The organism is Pseudomonas sp. Yb2C2, assembly GCF_052112325.1.
In the GTDB taxonomy this organism is placed as follows: Bacteria; Pseudomonadota; Gammaproteobacteria; order Pseudomonadales; family Pseudomonadaceae; genus Aquipseudomonas; species Aquipseudomonas marginalis.
In genome coordinates this window covers 63458-88418 of the sequence record NZ_JAVAJK010000021.1, presented here as the reverse complement: position 1 = coordinate 88418, position 24961 = coordinate 63458, and the positions used below count along the sequence as shown (strand labels likewise).

Below are 24961 nucleotides of genomic sequence, written 5' to 3'. Positions count from 1 at the left end.
CCGCTCTGCTTCGACAATACCCTTTGGTTGCCGCCGTAGTTGCTACGGCGGATTTTTTTCCATGGGGAGTTTTTAAGTTGAACTAACAAGGGCGAGGGCGCTGGAGTAATTGGCCCCTTACTCCACGCAGTTATTACTCTTCCACGTCCATGAACTCCTTGGCCCACGCCACGTAACTTTCAGGCAGCGTGTAGGTATGGGTCAGTTCCGTCGCACTGAGGTTCGAGGTGCTGTGGGTCAGCTGGCGCTGGGCACGGAGGCTGTCGTAAGTAGCCTTGATCGCCGCAAAGTACGCGCCATGGCCGGCAACCACCACGCGCACGCCCAAATCCGCCAAACGCTGGGCGTCGTTGAGCTTGGGATTGCCGTAGGTCACCAGCATCAGCGGGACGGTGAGGTTTTCCGCGATCTTCTCCAGGTGCTCGAAGTCGCTGACACCCACCATGCAGATGCCGTCGGCACCGGCTTTCTGATAAGCCCGGGTGCGCTCGATCACCGCTTCGGTGGACAACACGCCGGCGTTGGTCCGGGCGATGATCGACAGTTCAGGATCGACACGGGCTTCCAGGGCGGCGCGGACCTTGCCGATGCCTTCCTGGATGGAAATCAGGTCGGTGGATTTACGCCCGAATTGTGCAGGCAGCAGCGTGTCTTCAATCGTCAATGCCGCGACGCCGGCGCGCTCAAGCTCTTCGACGGTGCGCATCACGTTGAGTGCATTGCCGTAACCGTGGTCGGCATCGGCAATAAAAGGCAACTGGGCGACGCGGCCGATACGGGTGGCCTGCTCGACGAACTCACTCAGCGTGATCAAGGCAAAATCGGGCGCCGCCAATACCTGCAACGACGCGACTGACCCTCCCAGGATACCCACCTCAAACCCCAGGTCTGCCGCGATACGGGCGGACATGGGGTCGAATACGGAAGCGGTTTCAACGCAGCTCGGCTTGGCCAGCAATTCGCGGAAGTTGCGGCGCAGCGTCGAATGAGATTTTTTGGGCATGTTCTTTCCTGGCTCTGGTCATCGTCACGTGACGATCTATGTCTATTCGTGGTCGCGCGAGATTACCATGCAGGCGGGTCGGGGATTATGACGTTTGAGCATGGGGTATGCTGGAAACAGATGGTGCATGCTGGCCTTAAAATGCTTATTTCGCATTATTATAGAATTACGTTATGCATTATAAGAAGTTTACAGCGGCCGATCCGGTCCTTATGGTGTGGGCAGATTATTCCTGTGAACACTATCGAGACCGTACGCGCGGATCGACTTGAACGGCCTGACAAGGCATCTGGAGACGAACGTGCGTTACCTGACGAGACTGGCGGCCGGGTTGGCGGCCGTATTGCTGTGCCTGACCGCGAATGCGCAAACGCTGGTGGTGGGCGACCAAAGCTACAACGCCCAGGCCGCGATGGAAGCGGCGGGGGTGCTTGAAAACCTACCCTATACCCTTGAATGGAAGCAGTTCACTGCCGGGTCGCCGGTTGCCGAAGCACTCAACGTCGGCAGCCTGGACATTGGCTTGCTGGGTGATGCGCCCGTGCTGTTCCTGGGCGCATTAGGCGCGCCCATCAAAGTGATTGCGGTCAGTCGGCAAAATCTCGACGGCGTGGCCATTCTGGTGAAAAAGGATTCGCCGATCAGGAGCCTTGCGGATCTCGCGGGCAAACGTGCGGCCATCTGGAAAGGCTCCTGGAGCCAGCAACTGCTGTTGACTGCGCTGGATAAAGCCGGCGTGCCACGAGACTCACTGGAGTTGCGCTACCTCAGCGCGCTGGACGCCTCCCATGCGTTGGAAGGCGGTTCGGTGGACGTTATCGCCACCTGGGAACCTTACGTTACGCAGCAGGAACGCCAAGGTGCGCGGGTGCTCGCGACGGCTGACGGATTGATTCCGGCCCAGAGCTTCATTGCAGCCAACGCCCGTGCCGTCGAAGCCAAGCGTGTGCAGATCAGCGATTTTCTCCTGCGCCTGAAAAAGGCGCGTGACTGGGCTCGCCAAACCCCGGCCAACACCGACGCCTATGCCGATGCGTGGGCCAGGCGTACGCGTGCGGACGCCGGTATAGCGCGCGCCTGGTTTGCCCGCGCGCGCACCACCGTCGAGCCGGTGACTGCCCAGTCGCCAGCAGAGGCGCAAAAAACCGTGGACTTTTTTGCCGGCCAAGGGCTGGTCAAACCGTACCCGGCAGCCAATCTGTTCGATCAGTCATTCGCGGCGTCCTTGCAGCCAGCCGTCGCTGATAACCAGCCGTGAGGCGTCAAGGAATACTCTGGACATGACCAACAGACAGCTCAAACTGGGTGCCTTGACGATGGGCAGTGGCGGGCCGGGTCGCCATAACCTGTGGCTCGATCCTCAATTACCGGCCGACGCCAGCGTCAACGTCGATTGGTACATCGATATTGCGCGTCAGGCCGAGGCGGCGTTGTTCGACTTGATGTTTATCGTCGACAGCCAGTTCATCACACCGGGGTCGCCCTCCCATTATCTGAATCGGCTGGAACCGCTGACGCTGCTCTCGGCACTGGCTGTGAGCACACGCCATATAGGCTTGGTCGGTACGCTGACCACCTCTTACAACTCGCCCTACAACGTTGCGCGGCGCCTGGCTTCACTGGACCTGATCAGCAAAGGTCGTGCGGGATGGAACGTGGTGACCAGCGGCGATGCCGGCACGGCAGGCAACTACAGCCGGGACGAACACTACGATTACGACACGCGCTACGGCCGAGCGGCTGAACACGTCCAGGTTGTGCAGGGCTTGTGGAACTCCTACGAGGAAGATGCCTTCGTGCGCGACCGGGCGACCGGGCAGTTTCTCGACCCGAGCAAACTGCATCGCCTGAATCACCAGGGCGAGCACTTTTCGGTGGTCGGCCCGCTGAACATCCAACGCTCACCCCAAGGCCAGCCGGTGATATTCCAGGCCGGTGATTCGCCGCAGGGGCGCGAGCTGGGTGCCGCCACCGCCGATGTGATCTTTACCCATGCCGCCAGTATCGAGCAGGGCCAGGCTTTCTACCGCGATATAAAGGGCAGGGCAGCACAAAGGGGGCGCGACCCGGAGCAGATACTGGTCATGCCTGGCGCTGAAATTTACGTCGGCGACACGGATGAGCACGCCCGTGAAATCGAGCAGCACTACCATCAGGTCGACCACAGCTTTGAACTCGCACTGAAGGAATTTGGACGTAACTTTGGCTGGCATGATTTCAGCCAGTACGACCTCGATGCGCCGTTTCCCCAGGCAAGCCTCGAGTCTGCGCGCAGCAGCTTTTTTACTGCGGCCAAACGGATTGCCGATCAGGCGCGCGAGAAAGGTTTCACGCTGCGCCAGGCCGTAGAGTTTGGTCGACAACTGCGTCCCGGCGCATTCGTCGGCACAGCTGACACGGTCGCGCAGAAAATGGCCGACTGGTTCGAGGCCCGCGCCGTGGATGGCTTCAACATCTACATCGGGCACCCCGAGCAATTCAAGCGTTTTACCCAAGACGTCATACCGTTATTGCAGGCGCGTGGCGTCTATCGCAAAGCGTATGAAGGGACGACCTTGCGCGAAAGCCTGGGGTTGCCGATTCCGCGCTTTGAGCGCCGCAGTTAGTGCCTCAACGCCCGGCGCACAGAAAACACAGTGGTTAAATCTTGAATTGCCTCAACAGGCCTTCCAGGCGATGACCGATGGCGTACAGCTCATCGACCGTGTGTACGCCGCTTTGGGTCTGGTCTGCGACGTTTTCAATCGCGCGGGCTATCTGGTGGACGCTGCGATTGATGGCTTCGGCAACCGACGTCTGCTCTTGCGCGGCGCTGGCGATGTGCGCGTTCATGGTGTTGATGGTAACGATCAACTCGACCGCCTTGCCCAGCGACTGCCCGGCTTGTCCCGCGTGCAGGCTGGCGCCATGACCTGCTGCGCCGGAGTGACTCATTGCAGTGACGACCTTGGTGGTGGCCTGGTCAAGGCGCTCGATCATCGCTTGAATTTCCTGGGTGCTGAGTTGCGTCCGGCTTGCCAGCGCGCGTACTTCGTCGGCAACCACGGCAAATCCGCGACCTGCATCCCCGGCCCGGGCGGCTTCGATCGCGGCGTTGAGTGCGAGAAGGTTGGTTTGCTCGGCGATCGAGCGGATTACATCCAGCACCGTGACAATGCCTGCTACATCGCCTTGCAGGCTTTTCAGCGAGGCGCCTCCCGCGGACAGGTCCTCGGTCAGGCTTCCCAACCGGGTGATGCTTTCATTGACGACCTGCCTGGCGTGCTGGGCCTGCACATCGGTTTCGCCCGCTGCCTCTGAAGCGCTCTGGGCACTGTTGGCGACCTCTTGCGCCGCAGATGACATCTGATTGATTGCTGCAGCGACTTGATCGGTTTCCTGGCGTTGCTGTTCCATGACCTGATCGATGCATTTGCTCTGTTCGGCCACCTGGGTCACGGATGTATTCAATTCTCTGGCAATGCCGACGATCTGGCCGACCAGCCCATGAATCTTATCGGCGAAGGCATTGAACGACACGGCCACCTGGCCGAACTCGTCGCGGCTGATGGGTAAGCGCCGTGTCAGATCGCCTTCGCCCGCGGCGATCTCATCGAGGTGCTCGCGAATCCGCGAGAGGGGACGCAGGCTGCTTTTAACCATTAACACTGCGAGCACACCGGTGATCCCGAGCGCAATCAAGGCAATGACGGTTATCCCGTAGACCAGGCTGCGCACACGCTGATGGATTTCCCCTCGTACTTGGGCAACCTGGCTTTCGATTCGGTCGAGATTGATCGCGGTGACCACGACCATGTCCCAAGCTGGCAGGTAAAAGCTGTAAGCCAGCTTGGGAGCGACTTTATCCGTATTGATCAGGGCCCCCGAATAGTTGACGAAGTGGCTGTCGTTCTTCGCTGCGGCAACCATTTCCCGATTCAGGTAAATCCCGTTCTTGTCTTTGCGGTCACTCATGTTGGTGCCGACGCCTTCACTGCTGTCACCACGAAACAGGCGCACGACCTGACTGTCGTAACCGATAAAATAGCCGTCGTCCCCATACTTCATTTTCGACAGTCGCGCGATCGCCAGCGCACGCGTTGCGGTGTCCCCCGTCTCGGCCTGCGCATACAGCTCCGCTACCGAGGTTCGGGCAAGGTTGGCGTAGTCTTTCAAGCGTTCCCGGCTTTCATCCAGCAGGCGTTTCCGGGTCGCCGTGACTTCCTGCTCGGCGCTCGACAGCAAGGTGGTGCTCGTTGTCAGCGCCAGCACCGTGGACAACAGCACCACCGGAGTCAGCACCAGCATCAGTACTTTGTTTTTAAACAGCATGCGTGGGGTTCCTCACCTGAATCTGTAGGAAAGCGGCCGCAAGGGCCGCGATCGTCGACTTACCAAAGGGCAATGTCATAGGTGAGGTAGAGGCGATTACTGTCGCGGCCGCGGGAGAACTCAGAGCGGTAGACATAGTTGCGCATGCGTACGCCCAGGCCCTTGAACGTGCCGGCTTGCACAACGTAAGCCAGCTCGGTATCCCGCTCCCATTCCTTGACTGCGGTGGTGGACTTGCCGTCATTGCCGCTCAGGTAGCGCGTTGAGAAGGTCAGGCCGGGCACGCCGACGGCGGCGAAGTTGTAGCCATAGTTGAGCATCCAGGTCTTCTCGTCCTCCTCAATGAATTTGCCGATGCCGGCATTACTGAACGAGTAGACGGTCGCGCCGCTGATGTAGGGTAATCCGGCATCACCGCGAAGGGCCTGGTAGCCGCCACCGAGGGTATGGCCTGAGATCACGTAGGACAACTGGCCGCTGAACATGTCATTGTCGATTTTGCCTGCGTAGGCCGAGCCGCTATCAACGCTGTTGAAGTAGCGCAGGTCGCTGGTCAGCACGCCGCCGGCCAGCGGCAGGTCGTGCTGGATGCCGGCGAAGTTTTGCCGGTAGAAGTGCTCGAGTTCCCCGTAGAAATAACTCAAGCGCAGGTTTTTGCCCCATTTGTACTCAGCCCCGGCGTAGTTGAAATCTCCGGATTTTTCCCCGCTGTAGCCATCAGGCACGATCGGCACGCTGTTGGTGGAGTCGCGCAGTTTGAAACGGTCCAGATGCCCGCCGGTCACGGTCAGGTTCTCGATGTCGCTGCTGCTGACCTGGGTGCCCTGGTAGGTCTGGGGCAACAAGCGCGCATCGTTGTAAATCAACACCGGCGTCTTGGGCAGCAAGGTGCCGTACTTGACAGTGGTTTTGGCGAACCTGGCTTTTGCCGTAGCGCCGGCGCTGGCAAACTCGCCGGCCGCCCGCCCGTCATCATGCACCGGCATGAGCCCGGTGCCACTGCGCCCGCGCCCTGAATCGAGCTTTACCCCATAGAGCCCCAGGGCGTCCACGCCGAAGCCGAGGGGGCCCGCAGTAAATCCGGACTGATAGTCCAGCAGAAATCCCTGGGCCCACTCGGTGCGTTCGCTTTTTGCCGTTCTGGCGGCCCGCGCACTCAAGCCGTGCTCGTCGCGAAAGTTCTCGTTGAAATACACATTGCGCAGTTGCAGCTTGAGCTTGCTGTCATCAATAAAACCTTCGGCGTTGGCCGCCGCGACGGGTACCAGGCCTAACGCGCAAAACAAAGCTCGACGGGTATACATAGGGTTCATGGCAAATGACTCGTTGTTGTTATTTGGGGTACAGGTCGGCACGCGCCTCGTGAGTGACGCGCGCTGGAAGGCAGCAGGGGTTATGGGTGGATCAGGTGAACAGGCTGATGGCCCCGGTCAACAAGGCCAGGGCGGTAACGACCAGGGAAGTCAGCACGGCCCATTTGACGGTGGCCTTCTGGAAGTCGCCGATATCGCGATCGACCATGCCCACCAGCAACAGGGTCGAGGCCACCAGCGGACTCATGAGGTGAACAGGCTGGCCCAGGATCGAGGCGCGGGCGATTTCGACCGGGTCGATGCCATAAGCGGCGGCGGCATTGGCCAGGATCGGCACCACGCCAAAATAGTAGGCGTCATTGGACAGTACAAAGGTCAGCGGCATGCTGGTGATCGCAACCACCAACGGAAACAGGTGGCCCCAGGATGGCGGGATCCAGTCGACAAGAGTCTGTGCCAGGGCATCCACCATCTTTGTACCGGAAAAGATCCCGGCAAAGATCCCGGCGGCAAATACCAGCAACACCACGGTCATGGCGTTGCCCGAGTGCGCCAGGATGCGTTCTTTCTGAATGTCCAATTGCGGGTAGTTGATCATCAGCGCGAGCACGAAGCCGATCAGGAACAGGATCGCGGAATGCATCAGCCCCATCACCAGTGCCACCATCACCGCGATCACCAGCACCAGATTGACATAGGCCAGCTTCGGACGTTTGTGGGGCGTGTCCTCGAGAATCGCATCGATGTAGCAATCGCCGCCGCCGCTTTGCAGTTGCACGTTGCCGATACGCTTGCGCTCTGCGCGACCCAGTATGAAGGCCGTGAAGATCACCCACAGGGCACCGCCGATCATGGTCGGCAGCAACGGCACGAAGTACTCGCCGGCATCCAGGCCCAGCGCGGCAATAGCCCGTGTCGCGGGGCCGCCCCAGGGCGTCATGCCACTCATGATGCTCAGCGACAGCATGGAGAGGGTCGCCAGGATCATCGGGTTCATGCCGATGCGTTTATACAGCGGCAGCATTGCGGCGCAGGTGATCATGTAGGTCGTTGTGCCGTCGCCGTCGAGCGCTACCAGCAACGACAGCAGGGCCGTGCCTACGGCGATCTTCATCGGGTCGCCATTGACCCTCTTCAGGATTTTGCGGATCAGCGGGTCGAACAGGCCTGCGTCGATCATCAGGCCGAAGAACAGGATCGCAAACAGCAGCAACGCGGCAGACGGGGCGACCATTTTCAGGCCGTCGAGCATCATCTTGCCGGTGGTGCCGCCAAAGCCGCCGATCACCGCGAAGACGATGGGAACCACGGTGAGCGCGACGATGGGCGACAAACGCTTTGTCATGATGAGATAGGTGAATACGACCACCATGGCCAAGCCAAGGAAAGCGAGCATAGGACGATTCTCTTGTTGTTATCGTAAAAATGGCTGACGCCGAGGCGCACGCGCCCTGACCCGCCGGGCGGCACAACGCGCCTGGCGGGGAGGGGGGGGCAGTCAAGTCAGGGGGGAAGCGTTATCCAGTTGTCTCTAGACGCGTTTGGCGTCCTTCAGGTCGTCCCAGGCTTTTCCCGGTGCGGCAGAAGATTTTGCGTCGAGCATCCGGTTCAGCGTTTCGCGGTGGCAGGCATTTTCAGACATCGAAATCACCACCGTCGCTACCGCGTTACTGGCCAGGCTGGTCAGGGCGCGGGCTTCAGACATGAAGCGGTCAACACCGATCAGCAATGCCAGGCCGGCCAATGGGATGTCGTGAATGACCGTCAGGGTCGAGGCCAGTGCCACGAACCCGCTGCCGGTAACCCCGGCGGCGCCTTTGGAGGACAGCAGCATGATCGCCAGCATGGTGATGATCTGCGTCAGGCTCAGATCAATGTTGCAGGCCTGGGCAATGAAAATCGCCGCCAACGACAGGTAGATGGCCGTGCCGTCCAGGTTGAACGAGTAGCCGGTGGGCAGCACCAGGCCGACGACGCCTTTTTTGCAGCCCAGTGCCTCGAGTTTCTCCAGCATGCGCGGCATCACCGGTTCCGTGGAGGAGGTGCCGAGTACCACCAGGAACTCTTCCCGAAAGTAGCGCAGCAGCTTCCACAGGCTGAAACCGTTGGCGCGGCAAATGCTGCCCAGTACCACGAAGACGAAAAAGCCGCAGGCGATGTACAAGGTCATGATCAACTTCGCCAGCGAACCCAGCGAGGTGATGCCGTACTGGCCGACAGTGAACGCCAAGGCCCCGAAAGCGCCGACCGGTGCAAAACGCATCAGGTAGGAAAAGATCTTGAAGACCATTTGCGAGGCGGATTCGAGCACGTCGAGTACCGGTTTGCCACGCTCGCCCAGCGACGACAAGGCAAAGCCGGACAACACCGCGATAAACAGCACCGGCAACACTTCACCTTTACTGAAGGCGCCGATAAACGTCTCGGGAATGATGTGCATGAAAAACTCCACCACCCCAAGCTTTGCGGCCGACTCCGTGTACTGGGCCAATCCTTTGGTGCTCAGCTGGCTGGGATCGATGTTCATGCCGGCGCCCGGCTGGAACACGTACACCGCGACCAGGCCAATCACCAGGCTGATCACCGTGAGGACGAAGAACAACAGCATGGTTTTGCCCAGCAGGCGCCCGAGGGAGCGCTTGTCGCTCATCCCTGCGATGCCGGTGACGATGGTGCAGAACACCACGGGCGCAATCATCATCTTGATCAGTTTGATGAACGCGTCACCCAGGGGCTTGAGTGCAATGGCCTGCTGGGCCCAGAAATGCCCGACCACGATGCCGAGCGCCACGGCGCAGAGGATCTGGAAGTAGAGCGATTTAACAACTTTCATGGCATCACCCATTTTTAGAATTGTGCGGATGCAAAAATGCCAACGACTATCGGAATTTATCCGGCAAGGCGCTGCGAGTCAGTGGCGTAGACGTAGCCGGAGAAAAGCCTGCGGGCGGTGCGTACGACTGAAGCCTGAATTGTCTCACCGTTGACGCCGGTGTAGGACAATACGACATCAATCCCGCCGCTCGGGTGTTCGATACGCACCGCTTCTAGGCGCGGCGTACTGATCCCGCCGAGCATCTGCGCGACGATGCTGCCTTCGATCACACACGCAGTGGCCAAACCAATCGAGCCCGTAATGGCGAGCGCGCGGTGGCAGTTGTGCGGCATGAAGTAACGAACCTGGAGCGTGCCCCCCGCTTTCGCGGGCGAAACCAGTACCGGCTTGGGAATCACTTTGTCGCTGACATCGCCCAGGCCCATGGCCAGGCCGGCCTGAAGCCGCAGCGTCTCAAGGCGTCGCAGGAATTCCTTATCGGCGTCCAGTTCCGCCGGGCTCTCATCGCCACGCTTGCCCAGTTGGCTGGCTTCGACAAGCACCATGGGCATTGCCATGTCGATACAGGTCACCGCAATGCCATCGATCACGTCCTGCGTGTTACCGGTGGGAAAGAGCTTGCCTGTCTTGCTGCCGGCTGCGTCGAGGAACGTCAGTTGCACCGGTGCCGCCGTACCGGGCACGCCATCAATGGCGGTATCGCCCTCGTAACTGACTTTGCCATCCGGCGTGTACACGTCGGAGTGAATAAAGGTGCCGGTGTTTAGGTTGCGAATGCGCACACGGGTGCGCTCCGGGGTGCCTTTGACCAGACCCTGCTCGACGGCGAACGGGCCCACCGCGCACAGCATGTTGCCGCAGTTGGGTGCGCTGTCGACCCTGCGTTGTGAAACCATCACTTGAACGAACAGGTAATCAACGTCCGCATCCGGGTGCAGCGAAGGGCTGACAATCGCAACCTTGCTGGTTTGCGGGCTGCCACCGCCGATGCCGTCGATCTCCAGTTCATGACCGGAGCCCATCAGGTTGAGCAGCAGTTCGTCACGGGCCTCAACGGCGGCGGGCAAATCCCAGTCGAGAAAAACCGGACCTTTCGAGGTGCCGCCGCGCATCAGCACACAGGGAATTCTTTGCATGATACTGACTCTTGTTGATCAATCGGTGTAATTGATGTTCTTGGAGCAAGAGTCTCAAGCTTTAAAAAATGTTTCAAATGCAAAGATTGAAGAGATTATTGCGTTTTGCGAATGATAAATTTACGCTGAGTTTCCTTTTGACGCCTTGTGCGGGTGAGATAAGACATGGAATATGAGCTGAATGACATTCGATCCTTCGTGAAAATCGCTGAACTTGGCAGTTTTCACGAAGCAGCCGATGCCTTGCACCTGTCTCAACCGGCACTCAGTCGCCGAATTAAAAAACTGGAAGAGGGGTTGGGCACCTCGTTGCTGGATCGCACCACGCGTAAGGTCAGCCTCACGAGTGTCGGTCGTGACTTTCTTCCAAAGGCACGTCGGTTGCTGGATGACTTCGATGAGTCGATTCTCAATATCCGTGAGCTGGCCGAACGCCAGATTGGCCGGGTAACCCTGGCGTGTATCCCTACTGCGGCTTTCTATTTCTTGCCGTCAGTCATTCGTCTGTATAACGAGCGCTACCCAAAAATCCGCATCCGCCTGCTGGATTTGAGTGCCAATGAGGGGCTTGAAGCGGTGCTGCGGGGGGAGGCCGACTTCGGGATCAACATGATGAGTGGGCAGCATCCAGACATTGAGTTCGTGCCCCTGGTCAGCGAGCCTTTCGTATTGGCGTGCAGGCGTGATCATGAGTTGGCTGGACGCAGTTCGGTCACCTGGTCCGAATTGAGCGATTACCGCCTGATCGGGGTAGGGCGCCTGAGCGGCAACCGCATGTTGCTCGATCACGCGCTGTCTGGCCTGAGTTGGCGGCCGCAATGGTTCTACGAGGTCCAGCACCTCTCGACTTCGCTGGGCCTGGTGGAGGCCGGCCTGGGGGTTTCGGCGATGCCGAGCCTGGCCATGCCGGCTGAAGATCATCCAACCTTGGTCAGCGTCCCGTTGATCGAGCCGGTTGTGAACCGCTCCTTGGGCTTGGTTTACCGCCGGGGAGCATCGCTTTCGCCGGCGGCGGAAAAATTCGTCTCGATACTGCTTGAGCAGTGGCCTCAATGAGCCATACGGCTGGTTTTTTTCTCAAACACGCCGCGGCTCGTCCTCGACAATCTTGCGCATCAGGCTCAGGTAGCGACTCGCTGCCAGCCCCAGGGGACGGTTCTTTACCCAGATGATATCGACCCATAGCCGCATCTGACTCGGCATGTTGTCAAACACCACCTCCGTCAATGCGCCCGAACTGATCAGAGGTTGTACCAACGGCTGTGGAAGATAAGCCCAGCCCAATCCTTGCTGGACCAGATCCAGCGTTGCCAGGTAATTGTCGCTGTGCCAAATCCGCCGTGACAGCACAACACGTGGATCAGAGTCTGTAGGCCCTCCAGTAGCCACGATGATCTGCCGGACGTTGACCAGTTGCTCTTCACTCAAGGGGCTTTTCTTGCCGGCGGCCGCAGGATGATCCGGAGAGGCAACGGCTACCAACAATTGGCTCCCCGCTTCAAGAAACGTCTCCCGCTCGTCAAGCCCTGGTCGTTCAAATCCAAGGGCCAATTGCACACGCCCTTCATGGAGCATGCGCATCGCCTCCGGATGGGACGCGGAGCGAATCTCGATTTCAAGCGTGGGAAACTCCCTGGCGATAATGGACAGCGGACGATTCCATACGCCTGTCTGCAACTCCGGCGCCATCGCAAGGACCAAGCGCTCCTCCAACCCCTGATGAAGCTGGAGCGCATGGGCGTCCAGCAAGTTTAACTGGCTGGCGACCTGTCGAGCCTGGGGCTCCAGCGCTTTGGCGGCTGCCGTAGGAATGGCTTTGCGGGTTGATCGGTCAAAAAGCAATAAATCCAGCTCGGCTTCAAGCTGCGACACCGCCATGTTGATGGCCGAGGGTACCCGCCCCAATTTGCGTGCGGCGGCAGAGAAGGAGCCGCTGTCGACAACCGCAAGGAAAACTTTCAGTGACTCACTGGTGAACGCCATGGCAGTTGTCAGATTTTCTGATGATGATCGTCTTTATTTATCAGGTTTATTAGCCTAATTTCCACTTCTATTCCAAATTAAGTACGTGGGGAACACCATGTTAAATACTGATTTGAGGGAGCATGTGGCACTTGTCAGTGGTGCCGGCAGTGAAGCGGGTATTGGCATGGCGATCGCTCGCAGGCTAGGTGCAGCGGGTGCGAGATTGATCATCACCGCCAGTAGCCGCCGCATCGAGGAACGCGTTAAAGAGCTGCTCGCAGAAGGGTTTGAAGTTGAGGGCAGGGCAGTTGACCTCACCGATGAACGTCAGGTGCGTGAATTCGGCCTCTGGGCGGTGTCGGTCTGGGGACGGGTCGATATTCTGGTGAATAATGCCGGCATGGCCATGCAAGGCAGCCCTGAGGTTTTCTCGGAATTGGCGAGCATGGAACTGCATGAGTGGAATCTTTCACTGGCCAGAAACTTAACCACCGCTTTTCTTCTGACGCGGGCTGTTTTGCCCGGTATGAGGGCGCGAAATTACGGGCGCATTGTCAATATCAGTTCCACCACGGGCACCCGCGGGAGCAATCCGGGCGAAGCCGCTTATAGCGCTGCCAAAGCCGCGATGGTGGGCATGAACATGGGACTGGCACTTGAAGTCGCCAAGCACGGGATTACCGTCAACAGCGTGGCGCCCGGATGGATCACCACGGGCTCAACCACACCGGTTGAAGCAGAGGCGGGGCGCTTTACCCCGATCGGGCGGGCGGGCAGTCCCCACGAGGTGGCGGCGGCGGTTGCATTTCTGGCGTCTCCAGAATCCAGTTACATCACCGGTGAAGTTATCGTGGTCGATGGCGGTAATTGCCTGGTCGAGAATAAAGCCCCTCACTCCGGTTAATGACGTTTGAATGAATATCTGCGCGGTATATCAAGGCTATATGTCAGCCGGCAATGTAAATAGTTAAAGCCAACGCCCACGTTATAAGTTTGCGGAGCGATCTTCACCCAATATTCGGGAGCTGATGCTGCACCTGGAGAATGATGGAGTGTGGCTTATCTATACGGCGATGAAGTTTAACTAATGTGATACTTAATAAAGGGTTCTAATCATGTCGAACAGTGGAGTTTGTGAATCAGCGATTGCTGCCTTTACCGCAGCCGAGCGTGCCCGGTTTATAGAAAACAACCCAACGTCGATGGCGCTGGCCAAGCGTGCCAAGGCGGCGCTGTTCAACGGTGTGCCCATGCACTGGATGAGCGATTGGTCGATGCCTTCGCCGCTCTTTGTCCAGCGTGCCAAAGGTGCCCGCTTCACCGACGTCGACGGTCATGACTACATAGACTTTTGCCTCGGCGACACCGGCACGATGTTTGGCCATTCACCTGATCCTATCGCCCGCGCCATAGCCGAGCAGGCGAACAATGGCTTGACCACGATGCTGCCCGGCGAAGATGCGGTGGTCTGCGCAGAGTTGCTGGCCCAGCGGTTTGAGCTGCCTTATTGGCAAGTTACCGCCAACGCTACCGACGCCAATCGTTATGTGCTGCGCTGGGCGCGCGCTATCACCCAGCGCAATGTTCTACTGGTGTTCGACGGCTGTTATCACGGCACCGTGGATGACGTGATGGTCCGGTACCGAGAGGGCAAGACCGTGCACCGTTCGGGCCTGGTGGGGCAAGCCTACGACTTGACCCAATACAGTCGATCCATTCCCTTCAACGATGTTGCTGCACTGGAGGCTGCTTTAGCTCAGGGCGACGTGTGCGCGCTGATGTGCGAGCCGGCGATGACCAATATAGGCATGGTCCTGCCCGATCCGGGGTTCATGCAACAGTGCCGCGAGCTGACGCGAAAATACGGCAGCCTGTTGGTCATTGATGAGACCCACACTATTTCTACCGGCATCGGTGGATGCACGCGCCAATGGGATTTGAAGCCCGACTTTTTCGTAGTGGGGAAACCCATCGCCGGTGGCGTGCCTTGCGCAGTCTTTGGCATGACCGAGCACGTTGCGTTGGCCATGCACGATGCGCAGAAAAGCATCAGCGAAGAGAGCGGCGGGCATGGCCACAGTGGCATGGGAACGACCTTGTCCGCCAACGCACTGGCGATGCGCTGCATGCGCGTCAGTCTCGAAGAGGTCATGACCGAGTCTGCGTACCAGCACATGTTGCCCCTGGCCTCAAGACTGGCCCAGGGATTTCGAGCGTTGTTCAAGCGGCACCAATTGAACTGGTCGGTAACCGAGTTGGGGGCTCGTTGTGAATTTCAATTCTGTGCCACACCGCCAAGAACAGGTGCGCAAGCCGAGGCGGCTTTTCATGACAGCCTTCAAATGGCGCTGCACCTCTATCTGATCAATCGCGGGATCCTGATCACGCCTTTTCACAACATGACCCTGTGCTGTCCGCAAACAAGTGAAGGGGATGTCGACAGGCTGATCGGTGAGTTGGATAACGCGCTGACCACGCTGCTTGCCCTACCTGGAGCGCGGGTTATCTCTTCATAAGTTCCATTGTTCTTGAATACTGTCCAGTCGCTTAAATAAGCGCCGAGAGGTTTGATATGCAATTTGCTGATAAAAAAGAGGCCGAAGATTATCTGGCCGCCCACCCTGAAGTGCTGAGCATCGAGTTGTTCCTTATTGACGCGAATGGTGTTCCGCGAGGAAAGTTGCTGCATCGCGACGAACTGTTGGCGATCTACGCAAACGGTCGGCCGCTGCCAAGCTCCATTCTCGCCTTGACCGTGCAGGGTGAAGACGTCGAAGACACAGGCCTGGTCTGGGATGTCGCCGATGCCGATTGTTGGACATACCCCTTGGCGGGAAGCCTGACCTTGCAACCCTGGCGCACCAACCCCACCGGTCAGGTGCAGGTGAGCATGCACCCGACCCAAGGTATTCCCGCCGCACCGGCCGACCCGCGACACGTACTGGTGCATGTCATTGACCGACTCAAAGCCGATGGTTTCCACCCGGTAATGGCCGTTGAACTGGAGTTTTACTTGCTGGACCAGCAACGCGATGCCAACGGTCGGCCGCAGCCAGCGCTGCAGACCAACGGCGTCCGTCCCCAGGCACCGCAGGTGTATGGCCTATACGAGTTAGAACAGCTGCAACCTTTTCTTGATGACCTCTACGCTGCGTGCGCGCTACAAGGCCTGCCCGTACGCACAGCCATCTCCGAGTACGCTCCAGGCCAAGTCGAGTTGACCCTGGAACATCGTTTCGACGCACTCCAGGCTATTGATGAAGGCGTACGCTACAAACGCCTGGTCAAAGGTGTCGCCAACAAACATGGGCTACAAGCGTGCTTCATGGCCAAGCCGTTCAGTGACCAGGCCGGGAGTGGCATGCATTTGCACGTCAGCCTGGCCGACGAGGAGGGTAACAACCTGTATGCGAGCGAAGACCCACAGGGTACGCCACTGTTGCGTCACTCAATTGGCGGGATGATGGCGACCTTGTTTGACTCACTGGCGATATTTTGCCCCCATGCCAATTCATATCGCCGGTTCCAGACCGGCAGTTACGCGCCGTTGGCCAAAAGTTGGGGCGTCAACAATCGTACGGTGTCGTTCCGCGTGCCCGGCGGCCCTGCACTAAGTCGACATATCGAACACCGCATTTGCGGGGCCGACGCCAACCCGTATCTTGCCGCCGCCGCATTACTGGCGGGGATTCACCTCGGTATCACCCATCAAAGCGATCCTGGTGCCGCGATCGAGGGAAATGGGTATGAACAGGCAGCGGATTTCCTGCCCACCGACTGGCTGACCGCGTTGCAGGCCTTGCAGGATTCAACGTGGGCACGCGAGGCGCTGGGCGCCGAATTCCTAAAGGTGTATCTGGCGATCAAATGGCGCGAGTTCCGTCACTTCAACGCTGAGGTCGGGGAGCAGGACTGGCGCTGGTACCTCACTCACGCATGACTGATGGGCGATAACCGATGCTCATCAGCGGTTGTCAGCGTGGATTTGGGACCCGTGAGGCGAAACAAGGGTAGAGTGTTCATCACTTTCTGTTCATAAGGGCCTTCGCGTAGTCGCACTAAGCGGTTCCAGCGTCCGGACAGGGCAAAAAAACGTTATATCAATTGTTAAGTGAAGAATGAATCGTCCGCTGTTTGTTTCTCTGGATGGGCCCAAGGGCACCGGCAAAACCACGCTGTTGGAGGCCGTTACGAAAGCACTGAGGGCAGACAACAAAAAGGTGATCCGGCTTTGCGAGAGAAAAAGTGATCCCTACCGGGAGGGAACAATGGCGCTTGTTAACCAGCTCGTCAGAAGTCCCTCCCGGGAGCTGGAGTTGCGGGTGTGTGAACGCTTTGCTGACAGCCGTGCCTGGATTTCCCGGCAGGTGCTGGCTAAACAGCCACCAGGCAGCATCATCCTGATCGATCGCTGGTACCCGTCGGATGCCGCGTTTCGCCGGATAATTCCGTTTGCAGAGATCCTGCAATTGAACATTGATCGAAACGTGCGAGTGCCAGACCTGCATGTCGGGATTGTCACCGCCCCTGAGATTTCATGGGCGAGGGCAGCTGCGCGACGGCGTGGGCTGAGCAGCACGGTGATCCATAAGCTGGAAGAACATAGCGCGTGTACCCAGGCATTCGAGCGAGCGATTGCAGATCAGGGTTGGGTTGTATGCCGTAATGAAGGCACGATCGAAGACGCAACGATGCAGGTGGTGTCCGCGATCTATAGAGTCCTTGCTTGCGCGTCCCCGGCAGTCATTCTACCGGCCCCGACCTCCATCGACTCCTTGTGCTATCCAGGCTTCTAATGCCTCGGCGCTCATAGGCTTGGCTATCAAATAACCCTGTGCTTCGGAACATCCCCACTGTATTAACAGGTCCAGGATTTCTTGATTTTCTACGCCTTCTGCAACCACCTGGTAGCCGAGCCCCTTAGCCAGTCCGATCAGGGTTTTAACCAGTTGCTTGTCATTTTGATTGCTGCCCAGCCCGCTGATCAGAGATTGGTCAAGCTTGACGGTATTAGCCGGGAGCTCCTTCAAATAAGCCCAGTTGCTGTAGCCGGTGCCAAAGTCATCAACAGCAACCTCTACGCCAAACTTACGGACACGCTCCAGTTGCCGGATGACTTCTTCAGGGTTGGTCATGAGCATGCTTTCGGTAAACTCAAGTTCAAAGCCAGCGGGGTCCAGGCCGTGCTGTTGAATCTCATGGATCATCGCGTCGACGAATTCGGCGCTTTCAAGATCGCTGACGGTAATGTTCATCGCTATCCGCAGGCGCACACCTTGCGCTTTCCAAATAACCGCTTGCCGGATGATTGCGTTGAGCACCCACAATCCAACAGAGGGTATGAGTGCGGTTTTTTCAGCCAAGGGTATGAATTCAGCAGGGCTGATGGGCCCCAGTAAAGGATGTGTCCAACGTAATAGTGCTTCTACTGAATGACACCATCCTGAGGGCAGTTTGATTTTTGGCTGGTACACCAGGCTGAACTGTTTGTCGGCGCTGACCGCCTCCGGCAACGAACTCAACAACATGAACGCGCGTTGTTGAGCCGCATCAAAATGGGGTTCATAGCGCGACCATCCCAGCCTGCGGTCACGCGCCTCATCCGCAGCGCTGACCACCAGGCGAAGCCAGTCTTGCTGGAGCCCTGAGCTATGAATAGGCAGGACGCCAATCCCGACTTGCATGAGTATGGGGATGGCGTGGCATTCGACAGGCTTTTTGAAGTCCTTGAGGATGTTTTCACAAATGTGCTCGGCCGTTTGATCCTCCTCAAGGAGAAAACCAAACCGCGTCGGGCTAATTTTATAAAGTAGACACTGTGGCGGTAATAGCTTTTGTAGGCGCGCTTTGATTGCCAGGACCAAGTCCGTGGCAAAGCTGTAACCCAGCGCCTTCACGATATCGTTGAGGAACTTTGGCGAGATGATGTCAACCGCATACGCTTGGCACGCGCTGTGGGTCTTGAGCGCTTGGCGTATATCCTCCTCAAACCGGAGTCGATTAAATAACCCTGTGGGTTGGTCGACGAAGTTTCGAGCGCGCATGCTGTGGATGCGCATCATCACCAGTTCAGCAAAACCGCTGAGCATCGCACTATCACGCTCACTCATAGCGGCGCGTGAGACTGTATCAATGATGCACAGGCTTCCCAGCGTAAAACCCTCTTCGGTAATCAGTGGGGTGCCCGTGTAATAACGAATATACGGAGGCCCCGTTACCAGGGAATTGTCTTTAAAACGGGGATCAAGCGTCGCGTCCAATACCTCCAGCGGGGCGTTATCCAGCGTCGAGTAAGCGCAGAAGGACACTTCTCGTGGTGTCTGCGTCTCTTTAAGCCCTACGCGCGCCTTGAACCATTGCTGATGCTCATCGACGATCGAGATCAGCGCTATGGGTGCGTTGAAGTAAGCAGAAGCCATCTCGACGATTTTATCGAAGACAGTATCGTACTCGCTGTCAGCTGGACAAAATTTCGCGACCTCTTTAAGCCGTTCAATTTCATTCGGCGGAATAGGAGCGCCTGCGCCCATGACAATCCTCGGAGTGGCTGTGTTTATGTGCACGGTATCAGACAGTGCCATCATTATGATGTTGTTTTTTCTATTCCTCTGATAGCTCAGCGGTATGCAGGCAGGCGGCCTCTCCTGTGTTGCCGGGAGAGGCGCGTGTTTGGACTCAGCACTGCCTAGTATTGCAGCAACAGAGCGGCCGGTGATGCTCGGTTGATAATATGCATATGCTCTTTTAGTCGTTGATTCTTAACCGGTTTCACTTTCAACTGGCTTCTTTTTGACAGGTGAGCGTTGATGTCCGAGCGGTGTGATGTAGTGGTATTGGGGTTGGGGGCCATGGGGGCCGCTACGGTGTATCAGTTGGCGAAGGCGGGTGCGAATGTTGTGGGTATCGACCGCCATCACCCACCTCACAACCTGGGCTCCAGCCATGGCGATACGCGTATTACCCGGCTTTCGGTGGGTGAGGGCGCGCAGTACGTTCCCATTGTGCGCAATTCCCACCGCATCTGGCGTGAGCTTGAGCAATTGTCAGGGGAGTCGCTGTTCGAACAGTCGGGTCTATTGGTTCTGACTTCGAGTCCCGAGTTTGACCCCAACGATAAAACCGACTTCACATTGCGCACCATCGGCCTAGCACAGGCCTATGGCATCGAGCACGACGTTTTATCCGCCGAACAGATTCGCCAGCGCTTTCCACAATTTGCCAACGTCCACGACACTGCCATCGGCTATTTCGAGCCAGGTGGAGGTTTTGTACGTCCTGAACGTTGCATTGATGTGCAGCTCAAGTTGGCCGAGCAACACGGAGCAATCCTCTACAAAGGCGAAACCGTCACAGGGATTAGCTCGAATGAGCAGGGAGTCCATGTCACTACGAATCTGCGCACGCTCTTTGCAAACAAGCTTGTGATTAGCGCCGGCAACTGGAGCGGCGGTTTGCTGGGCGAGCCGTTTGACAGCCTGCTCAGCGTCTACCGGCAGAAGCTGTTCTGGTTCGGGCTGGAGGAGGGCGCCGAGTGGGTGGATCACTCACCGACGTTTATCCTCACTCACGGCCGTGGCGACGACAAAATCAACTACGGCTTTCCCGCATTACACGGCGAGGGCAGCCTGAAAATCGCCACCGCGCAATACCACACTACTTCGTTGCCGCAAACAATGGATCGTACGGTCTCGTCGGCGGAAGAGCGGGACATGTATGAGCACCAGGTGCGCGGCCGCATCGTCGGTGTGACCTCGAACGTGGTCAAGTCTGCTGTCTGCGCCTACACCGTGACGCCGGATCGCCATTTCATTATCGATGAGCATCCGTCGTGGCAGCACACCTTGGTGGTGTCCGCCTGTTCCGGTCACGGCTTCAAACATTCCGCCGCGTTGGGCGAGGCGTTTGCACAGTGGTGCATACGCGGTTCGACCGACTTGGATCTCTCGTCTTTCTCCCTTAAACGCTTCGAGCGCTATCATGGCGATACCTGAGTTACATCCAGTGGCTGCATGAAATTAAGGGTGAAGTCCGCGACGTGAAGCCGGATTCACGGTGCCGAGTACGTAAGCGTTCCGGGAACACACCCCATGAATCTTGATTCACTGAGAAGTATGTTCATAAGTAGGCGACGAGAGCTGGAAGTGGCTGAGCCTGACACATGATTTAACATAATATACATTATGCGTAATACAATGTTACGTAATGAGGGGCAGTGCCCGTCAGATTCCAACAGGCAAAACCCCTCTCTGGTTCAAACCTGAGCGAACCCTCCATCCACGAACATTTCGCTGCCGGTCATGAAACTGCTGTCGTCCGACGCCAGGAACAATGCCGCCGCCGCAACTTCTTCCGGTTGGCCGATACGGCCCAGTGGCAACTGCGCCGTCATGTCGTCAATGATTGCATCCTTCTGGCCGGTACTTGAAAGCGCCAGGTCAAGGCCCGGTGTCGAGATTGGTCCCGGTGAAAGTACATTGACGCGAATACCGCTGCCTTTCAAATCCAGCGCCCAGCTCCTGGCGAAATTACGCAATGCGGCTTTCGTGGCGCTGTACACGCTGAATGCCGGTGTGCCCATGGTGCCGGTGGTCGAACCTGTGAGGATCACCGAACCGCCGGCGTGCATCAGTGGCAGCGCTGTTTGCACGGTGAACAGTGTGCCTTTGACGTTGATGCCGAACGTGCGATCGAACGACTCTTCGGTGATCGACCCGAGCGGCTGGAAATCCCCCAGGCCTGCATTGGCGAACAGCACGTCAACGCGACCTTTGACGCTTTTGATGTGGGTGAAAATGCGCTCCAGGTCGTCCAGCCTCGAGATATCCCCTTGAATGGCGATCGCTGTAGGCCCGATCAGGCCCAGCGCCTTGTCCAGTTCTTCCTGCCTGCGTCCCACAATCACCACCTGTGCACCTTCCGCTGCAAAGCGAATGGCGGTTGCCAGGCCAATACCACTGTTGCCACCGGTGATCACTGCAATTTTCCCGTCGAGCCTGCTCATGGTTAACTCCGAAGAATGTTGAGGCCCAACTCTAGATCCAGACTATTCTTTTGAATAGTATGCACCTTTTAGTAAGTACCCCTTTGGAGCACCCATCACATGGCGAACAACACCTTCAATTGCGGGCTCGAGGCTGCCCTGGCGGTGATTGGCGGCAAATGGAAACCGCTGGTCCTGTATAACCTGGCGCGACATGTTCATCGGTATGGCGAGTTAAGGCGTGCGATTGGCGGCGTGACCGACAAGGTGTTGATCCAGCAACTCAAGGAATTGGAACGCGACGAAATCATCGCGCGGATCGACTTCCAGGAGATCCCGCCCAAGGTCGAGTATTCCCTGACACCCTTCGGGCAGTCACTGGCCACTGCGCTGGGCGCGTTGTGCGTGTGGGGCACCGAACATATGGACACCGTCGAACGCATCAGCGAACGGCGTATCAGCGCCCTCGCCCAGGCCTGAGCCCTGCCCCGATAGCCAACTCAACTAAATGACTATTTAGTTGAGTTATAGGCTTGGCGACGAATTCGCCGGGTTACGCTCAACGAGCACTCTTCATTTCCAGAGCCTGATCGAGAGTGAGCTTGAGCTCTTCATCATTCCAGGGCTTGCTGATGTAACGGAACACATACCCATCGTTGATTGCCTGCGTGATCATGCTCATATCGGCGTAGCCGGTCAGCAGGATATTCACGCAGTGCGGATCGCGCCTATGCACCTCGCGCAGCAAGGTCGGCCCGTCCATGAACGGCATGCGCGCGTCGCAGACGATCAGGTCGACCGCGTGTTGTTCGAAAAGGCTCAGCGCCTGGGCCCCGCTCGTGGCCAGCAGCAAGTCGTAAGGCTTTGCGCGCAGCAGGCGCCGAAGGCTGTTGAGGATACTTTCCTCATCATCCACCAGCATGACGGTGTGTCGTTTTTCGCAGGAAGGCAACGTATCCATGATCAGCGTCCTTCAACGGCGCAGGTAGAGACAGCCTCAATTACCGGCTGGCGTAAGGGTAACCAGACGCGGAAGCGACTCCCCCTGCCCGGCTCACTGTCGACGGTGAGGCGTCCATGGTGCTTGACCATGATGCTGTACGACAACGACAGGCCAAGGCCCGACCCCATGCCCACCGGCTTGGTTGTGAAGAACGGTTCGAATATCCGGTTCTGGATTTCAAGGGGAATGCCATGGCCGTTGTCGGCGATTTCGACGAAGACTCCACCGTCCTCCCTGCCGCTGCTGATGGTGATTTCGCCGTCGGCGCCCACGGCATGGCTTGCATTGATGAGCAAGTTCAGGAAGACCTGGTTGATCTGTGAACCCATGCATTCGATGGGCTCGACATCGCCGTAGCACTTGATCACCTGAGCCTTGAACTTGATCTCGTTCCAGATAACGTTGAGGGTACTGTCGAGCCCCTTGTGCAGGTCGGCCAACTGCCATTCGTAACTGTCGACGTGGGAGAACTCGCGCAGGTCCTTGACGATGCGAGTGACCCGGTCAAGGCCGTCGACCGACTCGGCCAGCAGGTCGTCGATGTCCTGGCGCATGAAGGTGTAATCCATCTTGTCCCGCATCACCGCAAGCTCGGGATGAGCGCTGGCATGCCTGTCGTCGGTCGCCTGCTCATGGGCTTCGAGCAGCGCGAAGATGTCCACCAGGTAACGACGCAGGCTGTTGACGTTGGAGCCGACAAACCCGATCGGGTTATTGATCTCGTGGGCCACGCCTGCAGCAAGTTGCCCTATCGCCGCCATTTTCTCGGACTGCAGCAACTGCGCCTGTGCGTCTTCGAGCCGCGCGATCAGCAGCGCCTGGGCGCCCTTCTCTTCTTCCAGCAACTTGTTAAGGTGCGTCAGCTCAAGTTGACGGGCAGCGGTATCGGTCGTGTCACTGATGGCCAGGCCCACGCCAAGATTGCTGCCATCGGCGTCTTGCACCGGGAAAAAGGTGCAGTTCTGATACATGTGCCGGACCATGCCACTGATGGGCCGGGTACTCTCGAAATTGAACAGGTGCGGCCGCTGCTGCCATGACGTGAACGCAAAGTTTTGCAGGGTGATGACGCTGTTGATCTTCTGCCGGGTCCAGGCCTCCGGCAGCTCCGGAAAGGCTTCGAACAACGTACGGCCGACCAGTTCTTCCGCGCTGCGGCCACTGTTGATGGACATGAAATGGTTAGAGAACAGCACCTTGCAGTCCTGGTCGACCAGCAATACGCCCATGTTGATGGCCTTGAGCATCGACTCAAGGGTTTCCCGGGAAATTGCCTTGATGTCTGTCATGAAGAGATCCCTTCAAAGTTCGTCCAGCAAACGATCGATGGCCCGAACGACAACCCCAGCCGTACGTTCAGTGATGCAGATCAACAAGTCGCAGGAGAACTGATGAGCCTGAACCTCGAAACGGATTTCCAGCACCATCGCCAGGTGTTCATTCAGGTTCAATTCCTCCAGTGCATTCGCCGCATGTTCGGTGTGGACGAGAATGGACGGTGCGTCATAACTCACCTGAGTCGCCACCTGCCGTGCCAGGCCACTGATGCAGGCGCCGGTCAGGATGTTGGTGACATCAAGCATCAACTCGTGCTGCTGCTCCAGGCCGCTGCCCTTGTAGCCCAGCAGTTCGGCCAGTTCATCGGCCCCCTTGGAGCCAAAGCACACGAACACTTCGCCGCGTAGCTCACCCAGAAAAGACTGGCGGGTGACGATCATGAAGCTCCGACGCAGATGCTCCGGAATCAACAGGTGATTCTGTTCCCGGATCAGCGGGTGAATAAAGGGAACCGAAAGCGTCACCATGGTATCGGTCAGCAGCGCCAGTCGCTCGGCCGCCTGTCCCATGGCGATGTTCATCAGTTCCTGCAGGGCATCACGTTGGTCTTCGGTGAGTGCGGCCAAGGTTTCCATCAAAGCACTCCTATGACGTGCAAGGCATTGACTACAGCTTCAGCCGTAACCGGCTTGGCTACAAAGGCAGCAGCGCCCAGGTCGAATACCCGTTGCCTGGCCAGGGGTTGGATGTCTGCACTGATCACCACGACGACCACGTTGGCGTCTTCGCGCTTGAGTGCCTCCAGGGTCTGGAAGCCATCCATGACGGGCATGGTGAGGTCGAGAAAAAGCAGGTCGACCAAACCGGCGTGGTAAGCCTCCATCACCTCGGCACCGTTGCAGGCCTGGCGAACATCTTCGGTCAGTGATTCCGGCAGGGAACGCAAGACCATCTTGCGGGACATGGATGAATCATCGGCGATTAGAACTTTCATGGTGCACTCCACAGGTATGAAGTGTCCTGCGGCCTCGGCCGAGGCCGGAGAAATCAAGACTTCATTGAATCTTCCAATCACTCTAGCGTGACATATAGCAAAGAGCCATGAAGAAATCCGGATAGTGCTCTAATGATTTGCG

General features: G+C 57.9%; 21 protein-coding genes and 2 pseudogenes. 9 read left to right on the top strand and 14 right to left on the bottom strand.

All coding sequences use genetic code 11. The features are described from left to right. Positions 1-133 precede the first annotated feature (133 nt). Positions 134-1003, bottom strand: coding sequence for an isocitrate lyase/PEP mutase family protein (locus tag Q8X51_RS25135; RefSeq protein ID WP_065927560.1), 870 nt, complete (start codon positions 1001-1003; stop codon positions 134-136). 301 nt (positions 1004-1304) lie between these two features. Here Q8X51_RS25135 and Q8X51_RS25130 point away from each other — a divergent pair, with 301 nt between their 5' ends. Together Q8X51_RS25130 and Q8X51_RS25125 are read left to right on the top strand one after the other, a co-directional pair. Beyond that, positions 1305-2261, top strand: coding sequence for an ABC transporter substrate-binding protein (locus Q8X51_RS25130; RefSeq protein ID WP_065927559.1), 957 nt, complete (start codon positions 1305-1307; stop codon positions 2259-2261). Positions 2262-2283: 22 nt separating this feature from the next. Next, positions 2284-3609, top strand: coding sequence for an LLM class flavin-dependent oxidoreductase (locus Q8X51_RS25125; protein WP_065927558.1), 1326 nt, complete (start codon positions 2284-2286; stop codon positions 3607-3609). 34 nt (positions 3610-3643) lie between these two features. On the opposite strand, the gene Q8X51_RS25120 is transcribed toward Q8X51_RS25125, so the two are convergent. The 6 genes and pseudogenes from Q8X51_RS25120 to Q8X51_RS25095 form a co-directional block, all read right to left on the bottom strand. Continuing rightward, on the bottom strand, positions 3644-4399 hold the full coding sequence (locus tag Q8X51_RS25120; protein ID WP_370671279.1) for a methyl-accepting chemotaxis protein: 756 nt from the start codon (positions 4397-4399) through the stop codon (positions 3644-3646). A gap of 102 nt (positions 4400-4501) precedes the next feature. Beyond that, a pseudogene (locus Q8X51_RS25115) lies at positions 4502-5290 on the bottom strand (cache domain-containing protein); the annotation flags it as partial. An 83-nt stretch (positions 5291-5373) separates the two neighbouring features. After that, on the bottom strand, positions 5374-6618 hold the full coding sequence (locus tag Q8X51_RS25110) for an OprD family porin (protein WP_407694325.1): 1245 nt from the start codon (positions 6616-6618) through the stop codon (positions 5374-5376). 100 nt (positions 6619-6718) lie between these two features. Continuing rightward, positions 6719-8023, bottom strand: a complete 1305-nt coding sequence (locus Q8X51_RS25105) for a CitMHS family transporter (RefSeq protein WP_065927555.1) — start codon at positions 8021-8023, stop codon at positions 6719-6721. Positions 8024-8158: 135 nt separating this feature from the next. Continuing rightward, complete coding sequence (locus Q8X51_RS25100) at positions 8159-9472, bottom strand: dicarboxylate/amino acid:cation symporter (protein WP_065927554.1); 1314 nt, start codon at positions 9470-9472, stop codon at positions 8159-8161. Between the two features lie 44 nt (positions 9473-9516). Next, the gene (locus Q8X51_RS25095) at positions 9517-10599 is read right to left on the bottom strand and encodes a 4-oxalomesaconate tautomerase (protein WP_065927553.1); all 1083 of its coding nucleotides are present in this window, start codon (positions 10597-10599) and stop codon (positions 9517-9519) included. A 165-nt stretch (positions 10600-10764) separates the two neighbouring features. Between Q8X51_RS25095 and Q8X51_RS25090 the strand changes: the two genes are divergently transcribed. Continuing rightward, positions 10765-11655: a LysR family transcriptional regulator gene (locus Q8X51_RS25090; protein WP_027605835.1), complete on the top strand. Its 891-nt coding sequence runs from the start codon at positions 10765-10767 to the stop codon at positions 11653-11655. A 21-nt stretch (positions 11656-11676) separates the two neighbouring features. Here the strand turns inward: Q8X51_RS25090 and Q8X51_RS25085 are convergent, their stop codons facing one another. Next, complete coding sequence (locus Q8X51_RS25085) at positions 11677-12582, bottom strand: LysR family transcriptional regulator (RefSeq protein WP_027605836.1); 906 nt, start codon at positions 12580-12582, stop codon at positions 11677-11679. A gap of 97 nt (positions 12583-12679) precedes the next feature. Here Q8X51_RS25085 and Q8X51_RS25080 point away from each other — a divergent pair, with 97 nt between their 5' ends. The 4 genes from Q8X51_RS25080 to Q8X51_RS25065 all read left to right on the top strand — a co-directional run bounded on the left by Q8X51_RS25080 (position 12680) and on the right by Q8X51_RS25065 (position 17360). Continuing rightward, positions 12680-13468, top strand: a complete 789-nt coding sequence (locus Q8X51_RS25080; protein WP_407694221.1) for an SDR family NAD(P)-dependent oxidoreductase — start codon at positions 12680-12682, stop codon at positions 13466-13468. 211 nt (positions 13469-13679) lie between these two features. After that, a complete protein-coding gene (locus Q8X51_RS25075) occupies positions 13680-15080 on the top strand; it encodes an aspartate aminotransferase family protein (RefSeq protein WP_407694220.1) in 1401 nt (466 codons plus the stop codon). A gap of 56 nt (positions 15081-15136) precedes the next feature. Continuing rightward, positions 15137-16504 carry a glutamine synthetase family protein gene (locus Q8X51_RS25070; protein ID WP_407694219.1) on the top strand — a complete coding sequence of 456 codons (1368 nt, stop codon included), beginning with the start codon at positions 15137-15139 and terminating at the stop codon, positions 16502-16504. A 178-nt stretch (positions 16505-16682) separates the two neighbouring features. Then, positions 16683-17360 (top strand): dTMP kinase, encoded by a 678-nt coding sequence (locus Q8X51_RS25065; RefSeq protein ID WP_315872422.1) that lies wholly within the window; start codon positions 16683-16685, stop codon positions 17358-17360. On the opposite strand, the gene Q8X51_RS25060 is transcribed toward Q8X51_RS25065, so the two are convergent. Next, positions 17313-19094 (bottom strand): sensor domain-containing phosphodiesterase, encoded by a 1782-nt coding sequence (locus tag Q8X51_RS25060; protein WP_315872423.1) that lies wholly within the window; start codon positions 19092-19094, stop codon positions 17313-17315. The two genes, Q8X51_RS25065 and Q8X51_RS25060, sit on opposite strands and share 48 nt — an antisense overlap. 276 nt (positions 19095-19370) lie before the next feature. Here Q8X51_RS25060 and solA point away from each other — a divergent pair, with 276 nt between their 5' ends. Further along, positions 19371-20555, top strand: coding sequence for an N-methyl-L-tryptophan oxidase (gene solA, locus Q8X51_RS25055; RefSeq protein ID WP_407694218.1), 1185 nt, complete (start codon positions 19371-19373; stop codon positions 20553-20555). 260 nt (positions 20556-20815) lie between these two features. Here solA and Q8X51_RS25050 read toward each other — a convergent pair whose 3' ends face one another. Then, a complete protein-coding gene (locus tag Q8X51_RS25050; RefSeq protein WP_065927547.1) occupies positions 20816-21565 on the bottom strand; it encodes an SDR family NAD(P)-dependent oxidoreductase in 750 nt (249 codons plus the stop codon). A 99-nt stretch (positions 21566-21664) separates the two neighbouring features. Here Q8X51_RS25050 and Q8X51_RS25045 point away from each other — a divergent pair, with 99 nt between their 5' ends. Then, on the top strand, positions 21665-22024 hold the full coding sequence (locus tag Q8X51_RS25045; protein ID WP_027605843.1) for a winged helix-turn-helix transcriptional regulator: 360 nt from the start codon (positions 21665-21667) through the stop codon (positions 22022-22024). A 97-nt stretch (positions 22025-22121) separates the two neighbouring features. On the opposite strand, the pseudogene Q8X51_RS25040 reads toward Q8X51_RS25045, so the two are convergent. The 4 genes and pseudogenes from Q8X51_RS25040 to Q8X51_RS25025 all read right to left on the bottom strand — a co-directional run. Continuing rightward, positions 22122-22505 (bottom strand): annotated as a pseudogene (locus tag Q8X51_RS25040) (response regulator); the annotation flags it as partial. A 2-nt stretch (positions 22506-22507) separates the two neighbouring features. After that, complete coding sequence (locus tag Q8X51_RS25035) at positions 22508-23836, bottom strand: ATP-binding protein (protein ID WP_065927545.1); 1329 nt, start codon at positions 23834-23836, stop codon at positions 22508-22510. A 12-nt stretch (positions 23837-23848) separates the two neighbouring features. Beyond that, positions 23849-24460: a chemotaxis protein CheC gene (locus tag Q8X51_RS25030; RefSeq protein WP_315872424.1), complete on the bottom strand. Its 612-nt coding sequence runs from the start codon at positions 24458-24460 to the stop codon at positions 23849-23851. Next, entirely contained in the window at positions 24460-24819 is a 360-nt protein-coding gene (locus tag Q8X51_RS25025) for a response regulator (RefSeq protein WP_065927544.1), read from the bottom strand. The genes Q8X51_RS25030 and Q8X51_RS25025 overlap by 1 nt, the downstream gene beginning before the upstream one ends. Between the last annotated feature and the right edge of the window lie 142 nt (positions 24820-24961).

Excerpts from the sequence above, each read along its gene's own strand:
- Q8X51_RS25105 (WP_065927555.1), bottom strand. The coding sequence starts at position 8,023 with ATGCTCGCTTTCCTTGGCTTGGCCATGGTGGTCGTATTCACCTATCTC.
- Q8X51_RS25030 (WP_315872424.1), bottom strand. The coding sequence starts at position 24,460 with ATGGAAACCTTGGCCGCACTCACCGAAGACCAACGTGATGCCCTGCAG.
- Q8X51_RS25110 (WP_407694325.1), bottom strand. The coding sequence starts at position 6,618 with ATGTATACCCGTCGAGCTTTGTTTTGCGCGTTAGGCCTGGTACCCGTC.
- Q8X51_RS25100 (WP_065927554.1), bottom strand. The coding sequence starts at position 9,472 with ATGGGTGATGCCATGAAAGTTGTTAAATCGCTCTACTTCCAGATCCTC.
- solA (WP_407694218.1), top strand. The coding sequence starts at position 19,371 with ATGTCCGAGCGGTGTGATGTAGTGGTATTGGGGTTGGGGGCCATGGGG.
- Q8X51_RS25120 (WP_370671279.1), bottom strand. The coding sequence starts at position 4,399 with ATGGAACAGCAACGCCAGGAAACCGATCAAGTCGCTGCAGCAATCAAT.
- Q8X51_RS25065 (WP_315872422.1), top strand. The coding sequence starts at position 16,683 with ATGAATCGTCCGCTGTTTGTTTCTCTGGATGGGCCCAAGGGCACCGGC.
- Q8X51_RS25095 (WP_065927553.1), bottom strand. The coding sequence starts at position 10,599 with ATGCAAAGAATTCCCTGTGTGCTGATGCGCGGCGGCACCTCGAAAGGT.
- Q8X51_RS25045 (WP_027605843.1), top strand. The coding sequence starts at position 21,665 with ATGGCGAACAACACCTTCAATTGCGGGCTCGAGGCTGCCCTGGCGGTG.
- Q8X51_RS25085 (WP_027605836.1), bottom strand. The coding sequence starts at position 12,582 with ATGGCGTTCACCAGTGAGTCACTGAAAGTTTTCCTTGCGGTTGTCGAC.
- Q8X51_RS25125 (WP_065927558.1), top strand. The coding sequence starts at position 2,284 with ATGACCAACAGACAGCTCAAACTGGGTGCCTTGACGATGGGCAGTGGC.
- Q8X51_RS25035 (WP_065927545.1), bottom strand. The coding sequence starts at position 23,836 with ATGACAGACATCAAGGCAATTTCCCGGGAAACCCTTGAGTCGATGCTC.
- Q8X51_RS25070 (WP_407694219.1), top strand. The coding sequence starts at position 15,137 with ATGCAATTTGCTGATAAAAAAGAGGCCGAAGATTATCTGGCCGCCCAC.
- Q8X51_RS25075 (WP_407694220.1), top strand. The coding sequence starts at position 13,680 with ATGTCGAACAGTGGAGTTTGTGAATCAGCGATTGCTGCCTTTACCGCA.
- Q8X51_RS25135 (WP_065927560.1), bottom strand. The coding sequence starts at position 1,003 with ATGCCCAAAAAATCTCATTCGACGCTGCGCCGCAACTTCCGCGAATTG.
- Q8X51_RS25090 (WP_027605835.1), top strand. The coding sequence starts at position 10,765 with ATGGAATATGAGCTGAATGACATTCGATCCTTCGTGAAAATCGCTGAA.
- Q8X51_RS25080 (WP_407694221.1), top strand. The coding sequence starts at position 12,680 with ATGTTAAATACTGATTTGAGGGAGCATGTGGCACTTGTCAGTGGTGCC.
- Q8X51_RS25060 (WP_315872423.1), bottom strand. The coding sequence starts at position 19,094 with ATGGGCGCAGGCGCTCCTATTCCGCCGAATGAAATTGAACGGCTTAAA.
- Q8X51_RS25050 (WP_065927547.1), bottom strand. The coding sequence starts at position 21,565 with ATGAGCAGGCTCGACGGGAAAATTGCAGTGATCACCGGTGGCAACAGT.
- Q8X51_RS25025 (WP_065927544.1), bottom strand. The coding sequence starts at position 24,819 with ATGAAAGTTCTAATCGCCGATGATTCATCCATGTCCCGCAAGATGGTC.